Source organism: Mycobacterium sp. IDUB_1 (genome assembly GCF_055419625.1).
In genome coordinates, this window is sequence record NZ_JBVAYA010000001.1 from 1881624 (window position 1) to 1902698 (window position 21075).

Consider the following 21075-nt stretch of genomic DNA (forward strand, 5'->3'; position numbering starts at 1 on the left):
AGGGTCGGTAATCCTGCGTGCATACGAAAACCCAGGTCGAGGAGATCGAGTGATTCAGCAGGAATCGCGGCTCAAGGTCGCCGACAACACGGGCGCCAAGGAGATCTTGTGCATCCGCGTTCTCGGTGGCTCGTCGCGGCGCTACGCCGGCATCGGTGATGTCATCGTGGCCACCGTCAAAGACGCCATCCCCGGCGGCAACGTCAAGCGCGGCGATGTCGTCAAGGCCGTCGTCGTGCGCACCGTCAAGGAGCGCCGCCGCGCCGACGGCAGCTACATCAAGTTCGACGAGAACGCCGCCGTCATCATCAAGGCCGACAACGACCCGCGCGGCACCCGCATCTTCGGGCCGGTCGGTCGCGAACTGCGCGAGAAGAAGTTCATGAAGATCGTTTCGCTCGCCCCGGAGGTGTTGTGATGAAGGTTCGCAAGGGCGACACGGTGCTCGTCATCTCGGGCAAGGACAAGGGCGCCAAGGGCAAGGTCCTCGTGGCCTACCCCGAGCGCAACAAGATCCTGGTCGAGGGCGTGAACCGGATCAAGAAGCACACCGCGCAGTCCGCCAACGAGCGGGGCGCCTCCTCCGGCGGCATCGTCACCCAGGAAGCCGCGATCGCGGTGTCCAACGTGATGCTGCTCGATTCCGACGGCAAGCCGACCCGCGTCGGCTACCGCATCGATGACGAGACCGGCAAGAAGGTCCGCATCGCCAAGACCAACGGCAAGGACATCTGAGCGAGATGACCACTGTAGAGAACGCAGAGAAGACCCTGCCCCGCCTGAAGCAGCGCTACCGCGAAGAGATCCGCGAGTCGCTGCAGAAGGAATTCGGCTACGCCAACGTGATGCAGATCCCGGGCGTGGTCAAGGTCGTCGTCAACATGGGTGTCGGTGACGCCGCCCGCGACGCGAAGCTGATCAACGGCGCGGTCAACGATCTCGCGCTGATCACCGGTCAGAAGCCTGAGATCCGCCGGGCCCGTAAGTCCATCGCCCAGTTCAAGCTGCGCGAAGGCATGCCCATCGGTGCCCGCGTCACGCTGCGCGGCGACCGCATGTGGGAGTTCCTGGATCGGCTCATCTCGATCTCGCTGCCGCGTATCCGCGACTTCCGCGGCCTCAGCGGCAAGCAGTTCGACGGCACCGGCAACTACACCTTCGGCCTGACCGAGCAGTCGGTGTTCCACGAGATCGACGTGGACAGCATCGACCGCCCGCGTGGCATGGACATCACCGTCGTCACCACGGCGACCAACGACGACGAAGGTCGGGCGCTGCTGCGGGCGCTGGGCTTCCCGTTCAAGGAGAACTGAGCAATGGCAAAGAAGGCTCTGGTCAACAAGGCCAACAAGAAGCCCAAGTTCAAGGTGCGGGGCTACACGCGCTGCAACCGTTGCGGTCGCCCGCACGCGGTGTTCCGCAAGTTCGGCCTGTGCCGTATCTGCCTTCGCGAGATGGCACACGCCGGCGAACTGCCCGGTGTCCAGAAGTCCAGCTGGTAATCCCAGACCCAACCAGAACATGTTGCGGCAGGCCCCGCTTGAGTCATTCAAGAGGGGAACCGCCGCGAGAAAGGTGAACCGGCTGTCATGACCATGACGGATCCGATCGCAGACTTCCTGACACGTCTGCGCAACGCCAATTCGGCGTACCACGATGAAGTGACCCTTCCGCACAGCAAGATCAAGGCGAACATCGCCGAGATCCTGAAGTCCGAGGGATACATCAGCGACTACCGCACCGAGGACGCCCGCGTGGGCAAGGCCCTCGTCGTGCAACTCAAGTACGGGCCCAGCCGGGAACGCAGCATCGCCGGCCTGCGCCGGGTGAGCAAGCCCGGTCTGCGCGTGTACGCCAAGTCCACCAACCTGCCGCGCGTGCTCGGCGGGCTGGGTGTGGCCATCATTTCCACGTCGTCCGGTCTGAGGACCGATCGCCAGGCCGCCCGTGAGGGCGTCGGCGGCGAAGTCCTCGCCTACGTGTGGTGAGGGAGGACTAGTCACATGTCTCGCATTGGAAAGCAGCCGGTCCCGGTTCCCGCCGGTGTCGACGTCACCATCAACGGACGCAACGTCGAGGTCAAGGGCCCCAAGGGCACGCTGACCCTGGACGTCGCGGAGCCGATCGAGGTGTCGCGCGACGACGAAGGCGCCATCGTGGTGACCCGGCCCAACGACGAGCGGCGCAACCGCTCTCTGCACGGACTGTCCCGCACGCTGATCGCCAACCTGGTGACCGGCGTGACGCAGGGCTACACCACCAAGATGGAGATCTTCGGCGTCGGTTACCGCGTGGTGGCCAAGGGCAGCGACCTCGAGTTCGCCCTGGGTTACAGCCACCCGGTGCTGATCAACGCCCCCGACGGCGTGACCTTCGCGGTCGAGACGCCCACGAAGTTCTCGATCTCGGGCATCGACAAGCAGGCCGTCGGCCAGGTCGCGGCCAACATCCGTCGTCTCCGTAAGAGCGATCCCTACAAGGGCAAGGGCATTCGCTACGAAGGCGAGCAGATCCGCCGCAAGGTCGGAAAGACAGGTAAGTAGTAGATGGCTACCAACACCAAAACCCCAGCAGCGACCGGGCACACCCCGGTCGGCAAGAACGTGTCCCAGGTTCGCCGTACGGCGCGCACGCGCCGGCATGCGCGGCTGCGCAAGAAGGTCGCCGGCACCGCCGAGCGGCCGCGCCTCGTGGTCAACCGCTCGTCGCGGCACATCCACGTGCAGCTGGTCGACGACGCCCAGGGCGTCACGCTGGCGGCGGCCTCCTCCATCGAGGCCGACGTGCGTGCGCTCGAGGGTGACAAGAAGGCCGCCAGCACGCGGGTGGGTCAGCTGATCGCCGAGCGCGCCAAGGCCGCCGGCATCGATCAGGTCGTGTTCGACCGCGGTGGCAACACCTACGGCGGACGTATCGCGGCACTGGCCGACGCGGCGCGCGAAGGCGGGTTGAAGTTCTGATGACGTACAACGAGAGGACTGCATGATGGCCGAGCAGGCTGGCGCCGGTTCGGCGCAGGACAATCGCGGCGGTGGCCGTGACGGTGGCCGGGGCCGCCGCGATGATCGCGGTGGCCGGGGCGGACGCGACGACCGCGAGAAGAGCCAGTACCTGGAGCGCGTCGTCGCGATCAACCGCGTCTCGAAGGTCGTCAAGGGTGGTCGCCGGTTCAGCTTCACCGCGCTGGTGATCGTCGGCGACGGCAAGGGCATGGTGGGTGTCGGCTACGGCAAGGCCAAAGAGGTGCCCGCCGCGATCGCCAAGGGTGTCGAGGAAGCACGCAAGAACTTCTTCCGCGTCCCGCTGATCGGCGGCACCGTGACCCATCCCGTGCAGGGTGAGGCCGCGGCCGGCGTCGTGATGCTGCGCCCGGCCAGCCCCGGTACCGGCGTCATCGCCGGTGGTGCGTGCCGCGCGGTGCTGGAATGCGCCGGCGTGCACGACGTGCTGGCCAAGTCGCTGGGCAGCGACAATGCGATCAACGTGGTGCACGCGACCGTCGCCGCGCTGAAGCTGTTGCAGCGCCCCGAAGAGGTTGCGGCTCGCCGCGGCCTCCCGATCGAAGATGTGGCACCCGCCGGCATGCTCCGGGCTCGTCGTGAGGCCGAGGCTGCAGCCGCAGGCGCCGCGCGTGAGGGAACGGCTTAGGAACATGGCAGAACTCAAGATCACCCAGGTGCGCAGCACCATCGGTTCCCGCTGGAAGCAGCGGGAAACCCTGCGGACCCTCGGGTTGCGCAAGATCCGCCAGTCCGTCGTGCGCGAGGACAACGCGCAGACACGCGGACTGATCAAGACCGTGCACCACCTCGTCACGGTGGAGGAGGTTTAACCCATGGCTCCGATCAAACTGCACGACCTGCGGCCGGCTCCCGGGGAGAAGACGCCGAAGACCCGCGTGGGTCGTGGTGAAGGCTCCAAGGGCAAGACCGCGGGCCGCGGCACCAAGGGCACCGGCGCCCGCAAGAACGTTCCGGTGGGCTTCGAGGGCGGCCAGATGCCGATCCACATGCGCCTGCCCAAGCTCAAGGGCTTCCGCAACCGCTTCCGTACCGAGTACGGCGTGGTCAACGTCGGCGACATCGCCAAGGCGTTCCCCGAGGGCGGCACCATCGGTGTCGACGAGCTGGTGGCCAAGGGCCTGGTCCGCAAGAACGTTCTGGTGAAGGTCCTCGGCGACGGCAAGCTGTCGGCCAAGGTCGACGTCACCGCTCACAAGTTCAGCGGCAGCGCCCGCGAGGCGATCACCGCCGCCGGCGGCAGCGCGACCGAACTGTAAGGCGATACACAGCCAAGGACCCCCGCTCCGGCGGGGGTTTTTGGTTGGTGGACGGTAACGTCGAGCCGTCCGGAGACGACAGAGTTGTCGACCGGGGAGACGTTTGACACGGGGACGAAGGAGCAGCTTGCAATGATCAACCGGCGCGCAGTTGCGGCGTTCGTCGCCGCCGGGATCGCCCTCGGTATGGCGGCACCCGCGCAGGCGCAGACCACCGACGAGGCGTTCACCGCCGCGGTGACCAAGCTGGGCATCCCGTTCGCGCCGAACACCGATCTGCCCGCGGTGGGCAAGCAGGTGTGCGAGCTACTGACCTCTTCCCTGGCCGCCAACAGCGTCAATCCGGTGCCCGCGGTGCGCGGGGTCGTCAGTCAACTGTCCAGCCGGGGCCTCGATCGCGGCCAGGCCGGGAGCCTGCTGAAATTGTCGGTGCAGGCGTACTGCCCGCAGCAAGCCCGCTTCGTCGGGCGCTGAGCGTCGCTCCGGGCGTCGGTACGCTCGGAGCCATGGTTTCTGTGCTTTCAGGTGTTCCCGGGTTCGACGACGTCCGCGAGTTGGTTCGTAAGGTCGACACCGCCCGCCATCAAGGAGTGCCCGACGGCGCCATCCTGGAGATCGACCTGCAGCAGGCGCCGGCGGAGACCGCCGGTTTCGACCCCATCGCGGCGGTCTCGGGCATTTTCGGCTCCAGTCGACCACTGCTTCTGCGCGAGACCGTCGCCGCGATCCACCGCGCCGCCGAGGATCCCCGCGTTTCCGGACTGATCGCGCGCGTCCAGATCGACGCCGCCCCACCGGGACCCGTGCAGGAGCTTCGTGCCGCGATCGCGGCGTTCACCGAGCACAAGCCGTCGCTGGCGTGGGCGGAGACCTACCCGGGCACGCTGTCGTACTACCTCGCATCGGCATTCGGCGAGGTGTGGATGCAGCCGTCGGGAGCCGTCGGGCTGGTCGGTTTCGCGACCAGCGCACTGTTCCTCCGGGACGCACTCGACAAGCTCGGCGTCGAGGCGCAGTTCACCGCCCGCGGCGAATACAAGTCCGCGGCAAACCTCTTCACCCAGGACGGGTACACCGAGGCGCACCGCGAGGCCGACACTGCGTTGGTCAACAGCTTGCGCGCGCAGGTGTGGGAGGCCGTGGCCGCGTCGCGGGGCATCGAGGTCGGGGACCTGGACGGCCTGGCCGACCGGGCGCCGCTGCTGCGCGACGACGCCGTGACCGCGAAGCTGGTGGACCGCATCGGGTTCCGCGACGAGGCGTACACCCGCATCGCCGAGATGGCCGGTGCGCCGGCCGAGGACAGCGAGGCCGCGCCGCGGCTGTTCCTGTCCCGCTACGCACGCACCAACCGGCCCTCGATGCCGACCCCGCCGCTGCCGGGCCGGGGCCGGCGCGGGATCGCCGTGGTGACACTGGCCGGACCGATCGTCAGCGGCAAGGGGCGTCCGGTCTCGCCGCTGGGCGGCGCGAGCGCCGGCGGGGACACCATCGCCGCCGCGCTGCGACAGGCCGGCGCCGACGACGACGTCGCGGCGGTCGTGCTGCGCGTCGACAGCCCCGGGGGCTCGGTCACCGGGTCGGAGACCATCTGGCGCGAAGTGGTGCGCCTGCGCGAGAGCGGCAAACCGGTGGTGGCCTCGATGGGCGCGGTGGCCGCCTCGGGTGGTTACTACGTGTCGATGGCAGCCGACGCGATCGTCGCCAACGCCGCGACGATCACCGGCTCGATCGGCGTCGTCACCGGCAAGCTGGTGGCACGCGATCTGAAGGACCGGCTCGGCGTGGGTTCGGGCACGGTGCGCACCAACGCCAACGCCGACGCGTGGTCGGTCAACGCGCCGTTCACCGACGAGCAGAAGGCCCAGGTGGAAGCCGAGGCCGACCTGTTCTACAGCGACTTCGTGCACCGCGTGGCCGACGGCCGCGGCATGACCCCGGAAGCGGTGGACGACGTGGCCCGCGGCCGGGTGTGGACGGGCGCCGACGCGCTCGAGCGTGGTCTCGTCGACGAGCTCGGCGGTCTGCGCACGGCGATCACCAGGGCCAAAGCCCTGGCAGGTATCGCCGAGGGCACCAAGGTCGACATTCTGCAGCTGCCCGGCTCGTCGCTGCGAGACATGTTGCGGCCCAAGGCATCATCGCAACCCGCAGCGGCGTCGCTGTCGGAACTGTTCAGCGTGGTGGCGGTGCGTTCGCTGACCGAGGTGGTCGAGCAGTCTCAGCGGTCGCTGACCGGCGTCAACGTGCTGTGGCTGGGGGCGTCACGGTACTGAGCCCGGCGTGCAATTCGGCACTGATGTAGATGATCTCGCCCAACGGGTCGACGGCGTCGCCATCTGGGGGCTGCGGCCTGCCGTAGCGAGTGAACAACTCTTCGCGCGCTGCCGCGGTGACGTGCCAGCCTGCCGACTGCAGGTAGTCGGGGACCGGGGTCCGCGGCCCGGTGTAGACCAGCGAGGGCATGTCGACGTCGAGACCGTGCTCGCGTAGCGGTGCCGTCGCAGTGCGTGCTTTCTCTTCGTCGAGGTCGACGATGCCGGGCACGTACTCGGTGGTGATCGTGCTGCCCGGTGCCGAGAGCGCGGTGATGCGATCGAACAGCTGATCCTGCGCCTGCGGCGGCAGATAGATCAGCAGACCTTCGGCCACCCATGCCGTGCGGGCGCCTGCATCGAAACCGTTGTCGCGCAAGACCTTCGGCCAATCCTCACGCAGGTCGACGGCGATCGCGCGCGTCTCCGTCGTGGGTTGGGCGCCGAGTGCGGCCAGTGTCGAGGACTTGAACGCGATCACCTCGGGTTGGTCGAGTTCGAACACGGTGGTCTCGTCGGGCCAGGCGAGCCGGTAGGCGCGGGCGTCGAGACCAGACGCCAGGATCACCACCTGGCGGATGCCGGCGGCCGTCACCGCCAGGATGCAGTCGTCGAAAAAGCGGGTGCGGACCGCCATCCCGTCGATCATCGCCTCGGCCCGCGCCGGGGACAGCGCGCTCAGGGCTGCCGTGTCCAGCGTGCCGTCGACCATCGCGGTGAAGAAGTCGACGCCGACCGCGCGCACCAGGGGAGCGGCGAACGGGTCGTCGATGAGGGCCTCGGGCGCGGCGGTGGCCATCGCCCGTCCGGCGGCGACGAGTGTCGCCGTCGTCCCGACGCTGGAGGCGAGATCCCAGGAGTCTCCGTCGGTGCGGCTCACGCTTTCACCGCCGTGAGCGCCAGCGAGTTCTTCAACGTGTCGAGGAACTCTCCGCTGCCGAACGTCCGCCCGTAGGAGGCGAACACCTCGGGGCGCGACCGCGTGCTGACCTCCCACCCCAGTCCCGCAAGGTAGTCGGCCGGGGGAGTCCGCTCACCGGGGTAGAAGAGCTCTCCGAGATCGGGGATGTTGCCGTCCTTGTCGTGTGCTTTCCACTGCTCCCGCAGCGCGCGGGAACGTTCCCCGAGGGATGCGCCGGCGTCGGGGTGGTATTCGGTGGCCAGCCGGCTGCCGGGCGCCGACAGTTCGGTGATGGCGTCGAAGAGCCGGTCCTGCGCGTCCGGGGGCAGGTACACGAGCAGGCCTTCGGCGGTCCACGCAGTCGGTGCGGTCGGGTCGAAGCCGTGCTCGCGCAGCGCGGCGGGCCAGTCGTCGCGCAGGTCGACGGCCACCGCGCGCCGGTCCGCGGACGGACGGGCCCCGATCGCGGCCAGCGTGGCGTCCTTGAAATCCAGCACCTGCGGCTGGTCGATCTCGAACACGACGGTGCCGTCGGGCCAGTCCAGCCGGTAGGCGCGCGCATCCAGGCCGGAAGCCAGGATCACCGCCTGGCGCACTCCCGCGGCCGTCGCGCCGGCGAAGAAGTCGTCGAAGAACTTCGTGCGTACGGCCATCACGTCGGTCATCACCCGCGCGACCCCGGATTGGTCGCCGTCCTCCAACGACACTTCACCGTCGACGAGCTTGGTGAAGAAATCGACACCGACTGCCCGCACCAGCGGTGCGGCGAACGGGTCGTCGATCAGCGGATCGGGTTCCCGGCTGGCGACCGCGCGAGCGGCCGCGACCATGGTCGCGGTGGCGCCGACGCTCGACGCCAGATCCCACTGATCGTTGTCGGTCCTCGCGCCGCTCGCCATGCCGGCTGCCCTACTTCTCGGCGCTGACGTAGGAGACGTCGCCGAAACCTTGGTCCGCGTCGATCGGGGCCAACCCGTACCGGCGGAGCAGGTCGTTGGCCGGCGTGCCCTGCGCAGTCCACCCGCGGCCGGTCAGGTACTCGGCGACATCGGCGCGCTCCCCGAAGAACACCAGATCGGAGAACTCGAGGTCGAAGCCGTGTTCGCGCCACTGGTCGGTAGAGGCCTGCATGCGCTCACGCGTCTCCTCCTGATCGGCCTGTTGTTGCGACGGCACCGCCTCGACCGCCACCCGGCTGCCCGGCGCGCTCAGCTCGCTGATCTGATCCAGCAGCCGGTCCTGCGCCTCGGGGGGCAGGTAACCCATCAGTCCCTCGGCGATCCACGCCGTGGGACGGCTTGCGTCGAAGCCCGCCTCGGCCAGCGCCCGCGGCCAGTCCTGACGCAGATCGATCGCGACGGCCCTCAGGTCGGCGGTGGGCTCCACGCCGAGACCGGCCAGCGTCTGCCGCTTGAACGCGATCACGTCGGGCTGGTCGATCTCGAAGACCACCATGTCGGCAGGCCAGTTCAGGCGGTACCCGCGGGCGTCGAGACCGGAGGCCAGGATGACGGCCTGGCGGACTCCGCCGGCCGCGGCCGCAGTGAAGAAGTCGTCGAAGAACTTGGTCCGGCCGGCCATCATGTCGGCGAAGTTGGTGACCCCGACAGGGTTCTCGCCGTCGACGTCGAGATCGTCTGCAGTCAGCTCGCCGGTGGCGAGTTTGGTGAAGAAGTCGACGCCCACGGCCCGCACCAGGGGCTCGGCGAACGGATCGTTGATCACGGGCTCGTCGGCTCGGCTGGCCACGGCCCGGGCGGCGGCGACCATCGTCGCAGTCGCTCCCACGCTGGATGCCAGATCCCAGGTGTCGTTGTCGGTGCGCGCCACGGCGGCCTCCTGTTGTTGTCGGGAACCAGGTCGTCCTGCGATGTCCGCAGAAATTAGCTAGTTCGGTTAACGAATATCTGTCGGCACTGTATTCCCTGAAACTGAGAGGTTCCGTCGAGTCTCGTGTCGTACAGCGAGGGGCCGTCAGATTCGGGGCAACCAAGATGCAACTGTTAGTCTCGTAGACTGTTCCAACGCGTGACCTGCGCAGGCCGTTTCGCCTGCCCGGGACCGTCGCGCACAAGACTTAACCGACGCTGGTCACGCCAGCCACATGAGCACGCCACGAACCACAGCTGGCCGTGCAGGAGGAAAGAGTGCTCTCGGCTTTCATCTCATCACTGCGGACAGCTGATCTGAGGCGAAAGATCCTGTTCACGCTGGGCGTCGTGATCCTCTATCGGGTGGGTGCCACGGTCCCGTCTCCCGGGGTGAACTACCCGAACGTGCAGCAGTGCATCGCGCAGGTCAGCGGCGGCGACTCCGCACAGATCTACTCCCTGATCAATCTGTTCTCCGGCGGCGCCCTGCTGCAGCTGTCGGTGTTCGCCGTCGGCGTCATGCCGTACATCACGGCGAGCATCATCGTGCAGCTGCTCGGTGTCGTGATCCCGCGCTTCGAACAGCTGCGCAAAGAAGGACAGGCCGGCCAGGCCAAACTCACGCAGTACACCCGCTACCTCGCGATCGCGCTGGCGATCCTGCAGTCCACCTCGATCGTCGCGCTGGCCGCCAACGGCGGGCTGCTGCAGGGCTGCACGCTCGACATCATCGTGGGCCAGAGCGAGGGCATGAACCTGTTCCGCCTGGTCATCATCGTGCTGGTGATGACGGCCGGTTCGGCACTGGTGATGTGGATGGGCGAGCTCGTCACCGAGCGTGGCGTCGGCAACGGCATGTCGCTGCTGATCTTCGCCGGTATCGCCGCCCGCATCCCCAGCGAGGGCAAGACCATCCTGGACAGCCGTGGCGGCATGGTGTTGACGCTGGTCGCCATCGCAGCGCTGATCATCATCGTCGGCGTCGTGTTCGTCGAGCAGGGCCAGCGCCGTATCCCGGTGCAGTACGCCAAGCGCATGGTCGGCCGCAAGATGTACGGCGGTACGTCGACCTACCTGCCGCTGAAGGTGAACCAGGCGGGCGTCATCCCGGTCATCTTCGCGTCGTCGCTGATCTACATCCCGCACCTGATCACGCAGCTGATCCAGAGCGCCAGCGACAACCCCGGTAACGGCTGGTGGCAGACGTTCGTCGCCGACTACCTGACCAATCCGGCGGACCCGGTCTACATCGCCCTGTACTTCGGCCTGATCGTGTTCTTCACCTACTTCTACGTCTCGGTCACGTTCAACCCCGACGAACGTGCCGACGAGATGAAGAAGTACGGCGGCTTCATCCCGGGCATCCGGCCGGGCAAGCCGACCGCGGACTACCTGCGGTTCGTGCTCTCCCGCATCACGCTGCCCGGCTCGATCTACCTGGGCGTCATCGCCGTGCTGCCGAACCTGTTCCTCGAGATCGGCAACACCGGGTCGGTACAGAACCTGCCGTTCGGCGGTACCGCCGTGCTGATCGCGATCGGCGTCGCCCTGGACACCATCAAGCAAATCGAAAGCCAGCTCATGCAGCGCAACTACGAGGGTTTTTTGAAGTGAGAGAGGGTTCCTAAGTTGAGAATCGTGTTGTTGGGACCGCCCGGCGCGGGCAAGGGAACCCAGGCCCAGAAGCTGGCCGACAAGCTCGGCGTGCCGCACGTCTCCACCGGCGACCTGTTCCGGTACAACATCAGCAACAACACCGAGCTCGGTGTGGAAGCCAAGAAGTACCTCGACGCCGGCGACCTCGTTCCGGCCTCGCTGACCAACGCGCTGGTCGACGACCGGCTCGACGACGAGGACGCCCAGGCCGGCTTCATCCTCGACGGCTACCCGCGCTCGGTGGAGCAGGCCGAGGCGCTGGACGAGATGCTCGCCAAGCGCAACCTCTCGCTCGACGCCGTCCTGGAGTTCAGGGTGCCCGAGGAAGAGCTGGTCTCGCGCCTGCAGGGTCGTGGCCGCGCCGATGACACCGAAGACGTGATCCGCAACCGTTTCAAGGTGTATCGGGACGAGACGGCCCCGCTGCTCGACCACTACAGCGACTCGTTGACCACCGTCGACGCGGTCGGCGACCTCGACGAGGTGTTCGCCCGCGCGCTGAAGGCGCTCGGCCACTAGACATGGTGTCCCTACCCGGGCTGCGCAGCCGCAAAGTCGTTCCCCAGCGGACCGCCGGGGAACTCGACGCGATGGCCGCTGCCGGCGCGCTGGTGGCGGCGGCACTGCGTGCGGTTCGCGAGGCGGCCGCACCCGGGGTGTCGACGCTGGACCTGGACCGTGTCGCCGAAGCGGTGATCCGCGACGGTGGCGGGGTCCCGTCCTTCCTCGGCTATCACGGGTTCCCGGCCACGATCTGCTCGTCGGTCAACGACCGCGTCGTGCACGGCATCCCGTCGGCGACGGAGACGCTGGCCGCCGGTGACCTGGTCTCGATCGACTGCGGCGCGATCCTCGACGGCTGGCACGGCGACTCCGCGTTCACCTTCGGTATCGGCGACCTCATCGAGGCCGACGCCAACCTCTCGGCTGCGACCCGCGAGTCGATGGAGGCCGGAATCGCCGCGATGGTGCCCGGGAACCGGCTCACGGACGTCTCCCATGCGATCGAAGCAGGTACCCGGGCCGCCGAGAAGCGCTACGACCGGCGCTTCGGCATCGTCGCCGGTTACGGCGGCCACGGCATCGGCCGCGAGATGCACATGGACCCGTTCCTGCCCAATGAGGGCGCTCCCGGGCGGGGGCCCCACCTGGCACCTGGCTCGGTGCTCGCGATCGAACCGATGCTGACGCTGGGAACGACCGAGACGCGAACCCTCGCCGACGACTGGACTGTGGTCACCACAGACGGCTCCCGGGCCGCACACTGGGAGCACACCGTTGCGGTCACCGACGACGGGCCGAGAATTCTCACTCTCTGATTTTCTTCTCGGGGGTTGAACCGGGCCGGCGCCGACACCGTGTAGTACACGGAGGTTGGGAATGGACGATCCGGAGGCCGCCATGATGCGCGTGCTCTACGACGAACACGGTGCTGCGCTGTGGCGCTATGCGCTGCGACTGACCGGTGACCGGGCCCGGGCCGAGGACGTGGTCCAGGAGACGCTGCTGAAGGCGTGGCGACACCCCTCGGTCACCGCCGACGCTGAGCGCTCCGCGCGGGCCTGGCTGTTCACCGTGGCCCGCAACATGATCATCGACGAGCGGCGCAGCGCGCGGTTCCGCAACGAGGCGAACGAACCGGTGCCCGACGACGTCGCAGACCGCGCGTCGTCCGACGCGGTGGACACCGCACTGAACCGCATCCTGCTCGGCACCGCACTGGCCCAGCTGACCGACGAACATCGCGCCGTCGTCCGGCGTGCCTACTACCAGGGCTGGACGACCGCGCAGATCGCCGCCGACCTCGGTATCGCCGAAGGCACGGTGAAATCCCGGCTGCACTACGCCATGCGGGCCCTGAGATTGGGACTCCAGGAGATGGGAGTGACCCGATGACCATCAACGATCGCGACGACCGGTACGTGACCTGGGACGCCGCCTATGTGCTGGGCTCACTCAGCAGCGACGAGCGCCTCGAGTACGAGGCCCACCTCGCCCGCTGCGCCGAGTGCCGCGGCGCCGTGGCCGAACTGTCCGGCATGCCGGGCCTGCTCGGCCTGCTCACCGCCGACGACGTCGCAGCACTCGAAGAGGAGCAGCCGGATCCGCCGCTGCGACCCGAGGTGCTCGACTCCGTGCTGGCCAAGGTGCGGTGGCGCCGGCGCCGCAGCCGGTGGGTCACCTCGGCTGTCGTCGGATTGGCCGCCGCCGTGCTGGCGGTGGGCATCCTGCTGGTGGCCCGGCCCGCGATCGTCGGGCTCGACACCACCCCCGACACCCAGAACACCGCGCAGATGGTCGACATGGTCAAGATGGCTCCGACGCCGATCAACGCCAGCATCGCGCTGACCGACTTCGGCTGGGGCACCCGCATCGACATGTCGTGCTCCTACGGCGAGTGGGGTGACGGTTCCGCGCCGCCCAAGGATCTCGGCATGGTCGTCATCGCCCGCGACGGCACCCGGTCGCAGATCGCGACGTGGCTGGGGATTCCCGGCGCCACCGCGCTGCCGAGCGGGACGACGCCGATGCAGCGCGACGACATCGCCGCTGTGCAGATGGTGTCGATGAACGACGGAAAGGTGCTGCTGGAGAAGCAGCTGTGATGCGGTAAGAAGAGGCGTGCCCCGTGACCCGATCGCTGCCGCCCGCGCCAACTGGGAGGCCTCGGGGTGGGGCGAGGTGGCCGACGGCATGGTCGCGGTGACGTCGGTGATGCGTGCTCACCAGATCCTGCTGGCCCGGGTCGAGGCCGCGCTACGGCCCTACGACCTGAGCTTCTCGCGGTTCGAGCTACTGCGGCTGCTGGCGTTCAGCCGGACCGGGGCGCTGCCGATCACCAAGGCCTCCGACCGGCTGCAGGTGCACGTCACCAGCGTCACGCACGCGATCCGCCGCCTGGAGGCGGACGGTCTGGTGGAGCGCATCCCGCACCCCACCGACGGGCGCACGACGCTGGTGCGGCTCACCGATCTCGGCCGCTCCACGGTCGAGGACGCCACGGTCACGCTGAACACCGAGGTGTTCGCCGATCTCGGCATCACCGGTGAGCAGTCGCGGGCCCTGGCGTCGGCGATCGAGACGCTGCGCCGTGCCGCGGGAGACTTCTAACGGCTGGGGAGGGGGATCGTCGCCGTGACCGTGGTGCCCGCGCCGGGGCGGGACCGGATGTTGAGCCGGCCGCCGACGATCTCGGCGCGTTCGGCCATCGACAGCAGACCGTAACCGCCCATCTCGTCGCTGCCGAGCGGGCGTTCCAGGGTGTCGAACCCGACGCCGTCGTCGGCGATCTCGAGCCGCGCCGTCTGGTCGTCGACGCCGAACGTCAGCCGCGCCACCGTCGCCCGCGCGTGTTTGACGACGTTCTGCAGGCACTCCTGGGCGATCCGGTACAGCGCGAGCTCGATGTGGTCGGGCAGCCGGGTGTCGGCGAGATCGGTGTTGATTTTGACGTCGACCCCGACCTGCGGGATGGATCGGGCCAGGCTGGCCAGCCCGCCGGACAGTCCCAGGTCGTCGAGCACCGGCGGACGCAGACCGCTGATCGCGGCGCGGGCCTCCTGCAGCGTGAGGTCCGCCAGCTCGCGGGCGCGGTCCAGCTGCTCGGTCAGCGCGTCGCGGTCGTCGGGGGAGCGCGCGGCCTGCGCGGCTGCGTCCAGCCGGTAGGACAGCGTCACCAGCCGCTGCGAGATGCCGTCGTGGATGTCGCCGGCCAGCCGGCGCCGCTCGATCTCCTGGGCCTCGATGACCTGCTCGACGAAGTTCTCGTGGGCGCGTTCGCGGGCCACCAGCTGGCGGTGCAACCGGGCCTGGTGCATGGCTCCGGCGATGAGCCGGCCGATCACCAGCAGCAGCTCGACGTCGCGGTCCCCGAAGTCACGCTCGGCCACGGTGTGCACGTTCAGCACGCCGACCAGCCCGCCGGGAGTGGACTCCATCGGCACCGACACCATCGAGGTGAAGTCGCGCCCGCGCAGCGACTCGAAAGGCAGGTAGCGGGGGTCGGACTCCTTGTCCCGCCGGATCACCACCGGTTCCAGATGGCTGGCCACCCAGCCCGAGATACCTTGTCCCAGCGGCAGTCTGATCTTGCCGACCTCTGCGTCGAACGGCGGGGTGGCGCCGGCCAGCGTCAACGACCGCTCGGTGTCGTCGAGGACGTGCACGAAGCAGACGTCGCTGTCGGTGGCCGCGGTGATCATCCGGGCTGCCGCGGCTGCCAGCGGTTCCACACCGGGCCCGCGCGACGCCGCCTGGATCAGTTCCCGCAGCAGCGCGAGCTCCCGGTCGGCGGTCAGGACCGGCCGGGCGCTCACTGGTAGATGCCTTCGCGCAGAGCGGTGGCGACCGCACCGGTGCGGTCGCTGACCCCGAGCTTGCGGTACAGCGAGCTCAGGTGGGTCTTGACGGTCTCGTCGCCGATCACCAGCTTGGCCGCGATGGCCCGGTTGGACAGGCCGTTGACCACCAGCGCCAGGATCTCGCTCTCGCGCTGGGTGAGGCCTTGGCGCGCGCCCGGCCAGAACTCGTCGCGTTGCAGGCGGGCAGCGGTGTCCACCGCGCGGGCCGCCATCACCGGATCGATCGCCGTCGCCCCCGTGTGGACGAACTCCAGTTGGCGCACCAGCTCCTCGCTGCTGATGCTCTTGAGCAGGTAGCCGGCCGCCCCGACGCGCAACGCCTGGAAGAGGTACTGCTCGTCGTCGTAGACCGAGAGCATCACCACACGCCTGCCCTGGTCGCACTCGCGCAGCCGCTGGCACAGATCCAGCCCGCTGGAACCCTGCATCCGCACGTCGCACAGCACGATGTCGGGGTCGAGGTCGGCGACCACGTCCATGGCCTTCTCCGCCCCGACCGCCTGCCCCACCACGATGACCCTGCTGGCGAACGCCGCGAGCATCGCCTTGAGGCCCTCGATCACCATCTCGTGGTCGTCGACCAGCACGATTCGCACCGGTTCGCTGTGCTCCGGCGGGCTGGGCATGGCCCTCACCTTAGAGGCGGAATCCCGGAATCCCCGCTCAATCCCCCTAATGGGGGAGGCGGCCGCAATGTGACCTGGGCCACCATTGCGGGCATGGAGACCTCACACCAGAAAGCATGGCGAGCCGGTCGGTTCTGGTGGGACTCGGCCGGTCCTGACAGCAGCTTGCCGCCGTCTCTGCAGGCGGTGGTCTTCGACCTCGACGCGATCGCCGACATCGAGTGCGCCGGGCATCGCCTCGCGTTCAATGCGGCGTTCGCCGAGCTCGGACTCGGCATCGTCTGGTCCGAGGCGCGCTACCGGCAGCTGCTGGCGCTCAGCGACGAACGCCGACGGGTGGCCGCCGAACTCCGCAAGCGCGGCGTCAGCTCCGAATGCGATGTGCTCGCCGAACTGCTGGTCGACGACATCTGCGCGCGCAAGAACCGGATACTCGCTACGACGATCCTCGACGCGGACATCACCGCGCGCGCCGGCCTGGTGGACCTCATCACCGAGGCCTACGCCGCCGGCATCAGCGTCGCCGTGGTCAGCTCCGGGGCTCACTCCTGGGTGGCGCCGCTGGTCCGCCAGCTCGTCGGAGATGGCGTGGTGGCCGCGATCGTCACCGCCGAGGACGCGCCCGGCGCGGACCTGTTCCGGGCGGCGCTGGCGGAGCTGGGTGTCTCGGCCCGATGTTGTCTGGCGTTCGCGGGGTCGCCGGCGAGCCTCAGGTCCGCGACGGGCACCGGGATGGCGACTATCCCCGTCAGCTCCGAGGGTGCGGGCGCCCTGCACCGGGTCGCCGAGTGCCGGCAAGCCCACGGCTCCTGGCGCGACACCCATCCCACGCCGACCGCCGCCTAGCGTCGCGGGGAGACGCCGGGATCTATCCTGGCGCGGATGAGCACGACCCGATCCCGTAACGCGTCGAAGACGCGCGCGGAGATCCTGGCCGCGGCCCGTGCGCGGTTCGGTTCCGAGGGATATCAGGCCACCACGATGCGCGCGGTGGCCGCCGACGTCGGCGTCGACCCGGCATTGATCAACCGGTACTTCGGCAGCAAGCAGGAGTTGTTCGCCGAGGCTGCCGATTTCACGCTCGATCTGCCCGATCTCACGGCCGTGGCACCCGACGAGATCGCCGATGTCCTATTGTCCCGGTTCTTCACGATCTGGGAGCACGACAGCACCTTCCTCGCGCTCCTGAGGGCGGCGATGACGAGTGAGTCCGCCGTCGACGCGATGCGGCGGGTGTTCGCCACGCAGGTCGGCCCGGCGCTGGCGGCGATCGCCCCCGACCATCCCGCCCAGCGGGCCGGCATGATGGGTGCGTTCGTCATCGGCTTGGCTACCACCCGCTACGTGATGGCCAACCCCGCGGTCGCGGACATGAGCCGCGACGAGCTGATTCGCTTCGCCCGCCCGGTGATTCGGCAGATCCTGCTGGGGCCTGTCTAGCCGCGCAGCAACTCGATCACAGCGCTGAAGTCCTTGTCGGCGTGGGCCTCGTTGAACTGTGCGTAGATCTCGGCGGCGTGGGTGCCCAGCGGCGCCTGCGACCCCGTCGACTCCACCGCCGCCATCGCCAGACCGAGGTCCTTGTTCATCAGCGCGGTCGCGAACCCGGGCGTGAAGTCGTTGTTGGCCGGTGACGTCGGAACAGGCCCGGGCACAGGGCAATTCGTGTGCACCGCCCAGCAGTTTCCGGTCGCGCCGGTGATCACGTCGAACAGTGACTGCGCGGGCAGGCCGAGCTTCTCGGCGAGCACGAACGCCTCGCCGATCGCGATCTGCTGCACGGCGAGCACCATGTTGTTGCACAGTTTGGCGGCCTGGCCCGCGCCCGAGTCGCCGCAGTGGATGATCTTGCCCGCCATCGGTTCCAGCACCGGTCGGGCCCGCTCGACGGCCTCGACCTCACCGCCGAGCATGAACGCGAGCGTGCCCGCGGTCGCGCCCTTGATACCGCCCGAGACGGGTGCGTCGATCTGCGCGAGGCCGCGCTCGGTGGCCCTGGTGTGAAGAGCGCGGGCGTCGTCGACAGAGATCGTCGACGTGTCGATGAGCAGCGCTCCACTGGTCGCGGCGGGCAGCACCTCGTCGTAGACAGCTCCGACGATGTCGCCATTGGGCAGAGACGTGATCACCACCTCGGCTCCACTGACCGCTTCTGCGCCGCTGTGGAACACCGCCGCGCCCTTTTCCTCGGCGGCGTCACGCAGGCCGACCACCGGGTCGAAGCCGCGCACGGTGTGCCCGGCGGCCACCAGGTTCGCAGCCATCGGCCCGCCCATGTGACCCAGTCCCAGGAACGCGATCGTCGTCATGACAGCTCTCTCCTCACGAGGCGCGGGCCCGCGCGGCAGCTGCCCGCCCGACCACCACGCGCATAATTTCGTTGGTGCCTTCCAGGATGCGATGCACCCGCAGATCGCGGACGATCTTCTCCAAGCCGTACTCGCGCAGATAGCCGTACCCGCCGTGTAGTTGCAGCGCCTGGTCGGCGACGTCGAAGCAGGCGTCGGTGACGTACCGCTTGGCCATCGCGCACAGCTCCACCCGGTCGGGGTGGTCCTCGTCGAGCGCAGTTGCCGCTCGCCACAGCATCATTCGCGACGTCTCGAGCGCGGTCGCCATGTCGGCCAACGTGAACCGGATCGTGGGCTCGTCGATCAGCGCCCCGCCGAAGGCCTGCCGGTCGGTGAGATAGGCGGTCGCCTTGTCATACGCCGCCTGAGCGCCGCCCAGCGAGCAGGCCGCGATGTTGATGCGGCCGCCGTTGAGCCCCTTCATCGCGATGCCGAAGCCGGTGCCCTCCTCGCCGCCGAGCAGCGCGTCGGCGGGAACCCGAGCGCCGTCGAGGACGACCTGTCGGGTGGGTTGGGCGTTCCATCCCATCTTCTGTTCGTCGGCGCCGAAACTCAGCCCGGCGGTGTCCTTCTCGACGATGAACGCGGAGATGCCCTTCGGGCCATCGGCACCGGTGCGCGCCATCACGACGTAGACGTCGGACTCACCCGCGCCGGAGATGAACTGTTTGACGCCGTCGAGCACCCACCCGTCACCGTCGCGAACCGCCTTGGTGCGCAGGGCGCCTGCGTCGGAGCCCGCGCCCGGTTCGGTCAGGCAGTAGCTGGCGATCGCGTCCATCGAGGCCAGCCGTGGCACCCATGCCTTGCGCTGTTCATCGGTGCCGAAGGTGTCGATCATCCACGCGCACATGTTGTGGATCGACAGGAACGCGGCGACGGTCGGGTCGGCGGTCGCGAGCTGCTCGAAGATCCGTACGGCGTCGATGCGCCGCAACCCGCTGCCGCCGACGTCTTCATGGCAGTAGATCGCGGCCATGCCGAGATCGGCTGCCTCCCGCAGCACGTCGGTGGGGAAGTGGTGCGTCTCGTCCCACTCCAAAGCGTAGGGCGCCATGCGTTTTTCGGCGAACGCCGCAGCCGTCTCGGCGATCACGCGGTCGTCATCGCCGAGGCTGAAGAAGTCCACGTCGCTACTTCATGGTCGGGATGACGAATTCGGCGCCGTCTTTGATGCCCGAGGGCCAGCGCTCGGTGACGGTTTTGACCTTGGTGTAGAACTGGATCGAGGCGGGGCCGTGCTGGTTGAGGTCGCCGAAGCCGGAGCGTTTCCAGCCGCCGAAGGTGTGGTAGGCCACCGGAACCGGGATGGGCACGTTGACCCCGACCATGCCGACCTGCACGCGGGAGACGAAGTCGCGGGCGGCGTCGCCGTCGCGGGTGAAGATCGCCACGCCGTTGCCGTACTCGTGGGTGCTCGGAAGGCTCAGTGCCTCTTCGTAATCGTGGGCGCGCACGATGCACAGCACGGGGCCGAAGATCTCGTCGGTGTAGATGCTCATGTCGGTGGTGACGTGGTCGAACAGCGTGGGGCCGATGAAGTAGCCGCCTTCGAGGCTCTGGTCGTCGAAGGACAGTTCGTCGGTGGCGCGTTCGCGGCCGTCGACCACCAGGTCGGCGCCGGCCTCCACACCCGCGGCGATGTAGCTCTTCACCCGCTCGAGGGCGGCTGCGGTGACCAGCGGGCCGTAGTCGGCTTTCGGGTCGAGGCTGTGCCCGACGCGCAGCTGATTGACCCTTTCCACGAGCCGGTTACGCAGCCGGTTCGCGGTCTCTTCGCCGACGGGGACGGCGACGCTGATCGCCATGCACCGCTCACCGGCGCTGCCGTATCCGGCGCCGATGAGTGCGTCGACGGCCTGGTCGAGATCGGCGTCGGGCATCACGATCATGTGGTTCTTGGCGCCGCCGAAGCACTGGGAACGCTTACCGTTCGCGGCGGCGGTGGAGTAGATGTACTGCGCGATGTCGGAGGACCCGACGAACCCGACGGCGGCGATGTCGGGGTGGTGCAGGATCGCGTCGACGGCTTCCTTGTCGCCCTGGACGACCTGGAACACCCCGGCGGGCAGACCGGCCTCGAGGAACAGTTCGGCCAGCCGCACCGGGACCGAGGGGTCGCGCTCGGAGGGTTTGAGGATGAACGCGTTCCCGCATGCCAGGGCGGGACCGGCTTTCCACAGCGGGATCATCGCGGGGAAGTTGAACGGGGTGATCCCGGCGACCACGCCCAGGGGTTGGCGGATGGAGTAGACGTCGATGCCGCCGCCGGCGCCCTCGGTGAACTCGCCCTTGAGTAGATGGGGGATGCCGATGGCGAACTCGATGACCTCGATACCGCGCTGGATGTCGCCTTTGGAGTCCGCGACGGTCTTGCCGTGCTCGAGGGACAGCAGTTCGGCGAGTTCGTCGGTGTGGGCGTTGACCAGCTCGATGAACTTCATCATCACCCGCGCTCGGCGTTGCGGGTTCCACGCCGCCCATTCCTTCTGCGCCTGCACGGCCGAGGCGACGGCGGTGTCGACATCAGCTGTGGAGGCGAGTAGCACCTGGGCTTGGACCTCGCCGGTGCTGGGGTTCATCACATCCGCGGTCCGAGTGGACGCGAGCTCGTTGCGCTTACCGTCGATGAAATGGGGGATACGCGTGATCATGAGGAGCCTTCCGCCTGGTCGATACTTGGATATCCTAGTAATGCTGGGCGGGGGTGACAAG

Annotated in this window: 27 protein-coding genes and 1 pseudogene; 20 read left to right on the forward strand and 8 right to left on the reverse strand. The window is 68.4% G+C overall.

Translation table 11 applies throughout. From position 1 onward, the window contains the following. Nucleotides 1–49: 49 nt before the first annotated feature. The 12 genes from rplN (at nucleotide 50) to sppA (ending at nucleotide 6555) form a co-directional block, all read left to right on the forward strand. Nucleotides 50–418: a 50S ribosomal protein L14 gene (rplN, locus tag ACZYYX_RS09610; RefSeq protein WP_024440402.1), complete on the forward strand. Its 369-nt coding sequence runs from the start codon at nucleotides 50–52 to the stop codon at nucleotides 416–418. Beyond that, on the forward strand, nucleotides 418–735 hold the full coding sequence (gene rplX / locus ACZYYX_RS09615) for a 50S ribosomal protein L24 (protein WP_043405792.1): 318 nt from the start codon (nucleotides 418–420) through the stop codon (nucleotides 733–735). The genes rplN and rplX overlap by 1 nt, the downstream gene beginning before the upstream one ends. Nucleotides 736–740: 5 nt before the next feature. After that, entirely contained in the window at nucleotides 741–1313 is a 573-nt protein-coding gene (rplE, locus tag ACZYYX_RS09620; protein WP_463814170.1) for a 50S ribosomal protein L5, read from the forward strand. Nucleotides 1314–1316: 3 nt separating this feature from the next. Further along, nucleotides 1317–1502, forward strand: a complete 186-nt coding sequence (locus ACZYYX_RS09625; RefSeq protein WP_011778599.1) for a type Z 30S ribosomal protein S14 — start codon at nucleotides 1317–1319, stop codon at nucleotides 1500–1502. A gap of 87 nt (nucleotides 1503–1589) precedes the next feature. Continuing rightward, nucleotides 1590–1988: a 30S ribosomal protein S8 gene (rpsH, locus tag ACZYYX_RS09630; protein WP_463814171.1), complete on the forward strand. Its 399-nt coding sequence runs from the start codon at nucleotides 1590–1592 to the stop codon at nucleotides 1986–1988. Nucleotides 1989–2003: 15 nt separating this feature from the next. Beyond that, nucleotides 2004–2543 (forward strand): 50S ribosomal protein L6, encoded by a 540-nt coding sequence (gene rplF / locus ACZYYX_RS09635; protein WP_463814173.1) that lies wholly within the window; start codon nucleotides 2004–2006, stop codon nucleotides 2541–2543. Between the two features lie 3 nt (nucleotides 2544–2546). Beyond that, nucleotides 2547–2960 carry a 50S ribosomal protein L18 gene (gene rplR / locus ACZYYX_RS09640; protein ID WP_463814174.1) on the forward strand — a complete coding sequence of 138 codons (414 nt, stop codon included), beginning with the start codon at nucleotides 2547–2549 and terminating at the stop codon, nucleotides 2958–2960. A gap of 25 nt (nucleotides 2961–2985) precedes the next feature. Then, nucleotides 2986–3648 carry a 30S ribosomal protein S5 gene (rpsE, locus tag ACZYYX_RS09645; protein WP_048425044.1) on the forward strand — a complete coding sequence of 221 codons (663 nt, stop codon included), beginning with the start codon at nucleotides 2986–2988 and terminating at the stop codon, nucleotides 3646–3648. A gap of 4 nt (nucleotides 3649–3652) precedes the next feature. Further along, complete coding sequence (gene rpmD / locus ACZYYX_RS09650; protein ID WP_046362692.1) at nucleotides 3653–3832, forward strand: 50S ribosomal protein L30; 180 nt, start codon at nucleotides 3653–3655, stop codon at nucleotides 3830–3832. 3 nt (nucleotides 3833–3835) lie between these two features. Next, entirely contained in the window at nucleotides 3836–4279 is a 444-nt protein-coding gene (rplO, locus tag ACZYYX_RS09655; RefSeq protein ID WP_046362693.1) for a 50S ribosomal protein L15, read from the forward strand. 132 nt (nucleotides 4280–4411) lie between these two features. Further along, nucleotides 4412–4753: a DUF732 domain-containing protein gene (locus ACZYYX_RS09660; protein WP_463814175.1), complete on the forward strand. Its 342-nt coding sequence runs from the start codon at nucleotides 4412–4414 to the stop codon at nucleotides 4751–4753. Between the two features lie 32 nt (nucleotides 4754–4785). Continuing rightward, on the forward strand, nucleotides 4786–6555 hold the full coding sequence (gene sppA, locus ACZYYX_RS09665) for a signal peptide peptidase SppA (RefSeq protein ID WP_463814176.1): 1770 nt from the start codon (nucleotides 4786–4788) through the stop codon (nucleotides 6553–6555). Here sppA and ACZYYX_RS09670 read toward each other — a convergent pair. The 3 genes and pseudogenes from ACZYYX_RS09670 to ACZYYX_RS09680 all read right to left on the reverse strand — a co-directional run bounded on the left by ACZYYX_RS09670 (nucleotide 6521) and on the right by ACZYYX_RS09680 (nucleotide 9325). Beyond that, nucleotides 6521–7474, reverse strand: a complete 954-nt coding sequence (locus ACZYYX_RS09670; RefSeq protein ID WP_463814177.1) for a class I SAM-dependent methyltransferase — start codon at nucleotides 7472–7474, stop codon at nucleotides 6521–6523. The two genes, sppA and ACZYYX_RS09670, sit on opposite strands and share 35 nt — an antisense overlap. Nucleotides 7475–7542: 68 nt before the next feature. Then, nucleotides 7543–8394, reverse strand: a pseudogene (locus ACZYYX_RS09675) (class I SAM-dependent methyltransferase); the annotation flags it as partial. Between the two features lie 10 nt (nucleotides 8395–8404). Then, a complete protein-coding gene (locus tag ACZYYX_RS09680) occupies nucleotides 8405–9325 on the reverse strand; it encodes a class I SAM-dependent methyltransferase (protein WP_463814178.1) in 921 nt (306 codons plus the stop codon). Between the two features lie 317 nt (nucleotides 9326–9642). Here ACZYYX_RS09680 and secY point away from each other — a divergent pair, with 317 nt between their 5' ends. The 6 genes from secY to ACZYYX_RS09710 all read left to right on the forward strand — a co-directional run bounded on the left by secY (nucleotide 9643) and on the right by ACZYYX_RS09710 (nucleotide 14133). Further along, on the forward strand, nucleotides 9643–10980 hold the full coding sequence (gene secY / locus ACZYYX_RS09685) for a preprotein translocase subunit SecY (protein WP_463814179.1): 1338 nt from the start codon (nucleotides 9643–9645) through the stop codon (nucleotides 10978–10980). A gap of 15 nt (nucleotides 10981–10995) precedes the next feature. After that, entirely contained in the window at nucleotides 10996–11541 is a 546-nt protein-coding gene (locus tag ACZYYX_RS09690; protein ID WP_463814180.1) for an adenylate kinase, read from the forward strand. 2 nt (nucleotides 11542–11543) lie between these two features. Beyond that, nucleotides 11544–12341, forward strand: a complete 798-nt coding sequence (map, locus tag ACZYYX_RS09695; protein ID WP_463814181.1) for a type I methionyl aminopeptidase — start codon at nucleotides 11544–11546, stop codon at nucleotides 12339–12341. Between the two features lie 61 nt (nucleotides 12342–12402). Continuing rightward, complete coding sequence (locus ACZYYX_RS09700; RefSeq protein WP_463814182.1) at nucleotides 12403–12918, forward strand: sigma-70 family RNA polymerase sigma factor; 516 nt, start codon at nucleotides 12403–12405, stop codon at nucleotides 12916–12918. Then, a complete protein-coding gene (locus ACZYYX_RS09705; RefSeq protein ID WP_463814183.1) occupies nucleotides 12915–13628 on the forward strand; it encodes a zf-HC2 domain-containing protein in 714 nt (237 codons plus the stop codon). Before ACZYYX_RS09700 ends, ACZYYX_RS09705 begins: the two co-directional genes overlap by 4 nt. 16 nt (nucleotides 13629–13644) lie before the next feature. Further along, entirely contained in the window at nucleotides 13645–14133 is a 489-nt protein-coding gene (locus ACZYYX_RS09710) for a MarR family transcriptional regulator (protein WP_463814184.1), read from the forward strand. Here the strand turns inward: ACZYYX_RS09710 and ACZYYX_RS09715 are convergent. Together ACZYYX_RS09715 and ACZYYX_RS09720 are read right to left on the reverse strand one after the other, a co-directional pair. Next, the gene (locus ACZYYX_RS09715) at nucleotides 14130–15338 is read right to left on the reverse strand and encodes a GAF domain-containing sensor histidine kinase (RefSeq protein ID WP_463814185.1); all 1209 of its coding nucleotides are present in this window, start codon (nucleotides 15336–15338) and stop codon (nucleotides 14130–14132) included. The two genes, ACZYYX_RS09710 and ACZYYX_RS09715, sit on opposite strands and share 4 nt — an antisense overlap. Further along, nucleotides 15335–16009, reverse strand: coding sequence for a response regulator (locus ACZYYX_RS09720; protein WP_463814186.1), 675 nt, complete (start codon nucleotides 16007–16009; stop codon nucleotides 15335–15337). The genes ACZYYX_RS09715 and ACZYYX_RS09720 overlap by 4 nt, the downstream gene beginning before the upstream one ends. Nucleotides 16010–16102: 93 nt before the next feature. Between ACZYYX_RS09720 and ACZYYX_RS09725 the strand changes: the two genes are divergently transcribed. Both ACZYYX_RS09725 and ACZYYX_RS09730 read left to right on the forward strand, forming a co-directional pair. Continuing rightward, on the forward strand, nucleotides 16103–16855 hold the full coding sequence (locus tag ACZYYX_RS09725) for an HAD family hydrolase (protein WP_463814187.1): 753 nt from the start codon (nucleotides 16103–16105) through the stop codon (nucleotides 16853–16855). 36 nt (nucleotides 16856–16891) lie between these two features. Continuing rightward, nucleotides 16892–17449: a TetR/AcrR family transcriptional regulator gene (locus ACZYYX_RS09730; RefSeq protein ID WP_463814188.1), complete on the forward strand. Its 558-nt coding sequence runs from the start codon at nucleotides 16892–16894 to the stop codon at nucleotides 17447–17449. On the opposite strand, the gene mmsB is transcribed toward ACZYYX_RS09730, so the two are convergent. The 3 genes from mmsB to ACZYYX_RS09745 are packed head-to-tail and all read right to left on the reverse strand — an operon-like array spanning nucleotide 17446 to nucleotide 21014. Next, a complete protein-coding gene (gene mmsB, locus ACZYYX_RS09735; RefSeq protein WP_463814189.1) occupies nucleotides 17446–18318 on the reverse strand; it encodes a 3-hydroxyisobutyrate dehydrogenase in 873 nt (290 codons plus the stop codon). The genes ACZYYX_RS09730 and mmsB overlap by 4 nt on opposite strands. 13 nt (nucleotides 18319–18331) lie before the next feature. Further along, the gene (locus ACZYYX_RS09740) at nucleotides 18332–19489 is read right to left on the reverse strand and encodes an acyl-CoA dehydrogenase family protein (RefSeq protein WP_463814190.1); all 1158 of its coding nucleotides are present in this window, start codon (nucleotides 19487–19489) and stop codon (nucleotides 18332–18334) included. 4 nt (nucleotides 19490–19493) lie between these two features. Then, nucleotides 19494–21014, reverse strand: coding sequence for a CoA-acylating methylmalonate-semialdehyde dehydrogenase (locus ACZYYX_RS09745; RefSeq protein WP_463814191.1), 1521 nt, complete (start codon nucleotides 21012–21014; stop codon nucleotides 19494–19496). Nucleotides 21015–21075 lie beyond the last annotated feature (61 nt).

Excerpts from the sequence above, each read along its gene's own strand:
- rplX (WP_043405792.1), top strand. The coding sequence starts at position 418 with ATGAAGGTTCGCAAGGGCGACACGGTGCTCGTCATCTCGGGCAAGGAC.
- rplE (WP_463814170.1), top strand. The coding sequence starts at position 741 with ATGACCACTGTAGAGAACGCAGAGAAGACCCTGCCCCGCCTGAAGCAG.
- ACZYYX_RS09625 (WP_011778599.1), top strand. The coding sequence starts at position 1,317 with ATGGCAAAGAAGGCTCTGGTCAACAAGGCCAACAAGAAGCCCAAGTTC.
- rpsH (WP_463814171.1), top strand. The coding sequence starts at position 1,590 with ATGACCATGACGGATCCGATCGCAGACTTCCTGACACGTCTGCGCAAC.
- rplF (WP_463814173.1), top strand. The coding sequence starts at position 2,004 with ATGTCTCGCATTGGAAAGCAGCCGGTCCCGGTTCCCGCCGGTGTCGAC.
- rplR (WP_463814174.1), top strand. The coding sequence starts at position 2,547 with ATGGCTACCAACACCAAAACCCCAGCAGCGACCGGGCACACCCCGGTC.
- rpsE (WP_048425044.1), top strand. The coding sequence starts at position 2,986 with ATGGCCGAGCAGGCTGGCGCCGGTTCGGCGCAGGACAATCGCGGCGGT.
- rpmD (WP_046362692.1), top strand. The coding sequence starts at position 3,653 with ATGGCAGAACTCAAGATCACCCAGGTGCGCAGCACCATCGGTTCCCGC.
- rplO (WP_046362693.1), top strand. The coding sequence starts at position 3,836 with ATGGCTCCGATCAAACTGCACGACCTGCGGCCGGCTCCCGGGGAGAAG.
- ACZYYX_RS09660 (WP_463814175.1), top strand. The coding sequence starts at position 4,412 with ATGATCAACCGGCGCGCAGTTGCGGCGTTCGTCGCCGCCGGGATCGCC.
- sppA (WP_463814176.1), top strand. The coding sequence starts at position 4,786 with ATGGTTTCTGTGCTTTCAGGTGTTCCCGGGTTCGACGACGTCCGCGAG.
- map (WP_463814181.1), top strand. The coding sequence starts at position 11,544 with ATGGTGTCCCTACCCGGGCTGCGCAGCCGCAAAGTCGTTCCCCAGCGG.
- ACZYYX_RS09700 (WP_463814182.1), top strand. The coding sequence starts at position 12,403 with ATGGACGATCCGGAGGCCGCCATGATGCGCGTGCTCTACGACGAACAC.
- ACZYYX_RS09705 (WP_463814183.1), top strand. The coding sequence starts at position 12,915 with ATGACCATCAACGATCGCGACGACCGGTACGTGACCTGGGACGCCGCC.
- ACZYYX_RS09720 (WP_463814186.1), bottom strand. The coding sequence starts at position 16,009 with ATGCCCAGCCCGCCGGAGCACAGCGAACCGGTGCGAATCGTGCTGGTC.
- ACZYYX_RS09725 (WP_463814187.1), top strand. The coding sequence starts at position 16,103 with ATGGAGACCTCACACCAGAAAGCATGGCGAGCCGGTCGGTTCTGGTGG.
- ACZYYX_RS09730 (WP_463814188.1), top strand. The coding sequence starts at position 16,892 with ATGAGCACGACCCGATCCCGTAACGCGTCGAAGACGCGCGCGGAGATC.
- mmsB (WP_463814189.1), bottom strand. The coding sequence starts at position 18,318 with ATGACGACGATCGCGTTCCTGGGACTGGGTCACATGGGCGGGCCGATG.
- ACZYYX_RS09745 (WP_463814191.1), bottom strand. The coding sequence starts at position 21,014 with ATGATCACGCGTATCCCCCATTTCATCGACGGTAAGCGCAACGAGCTC.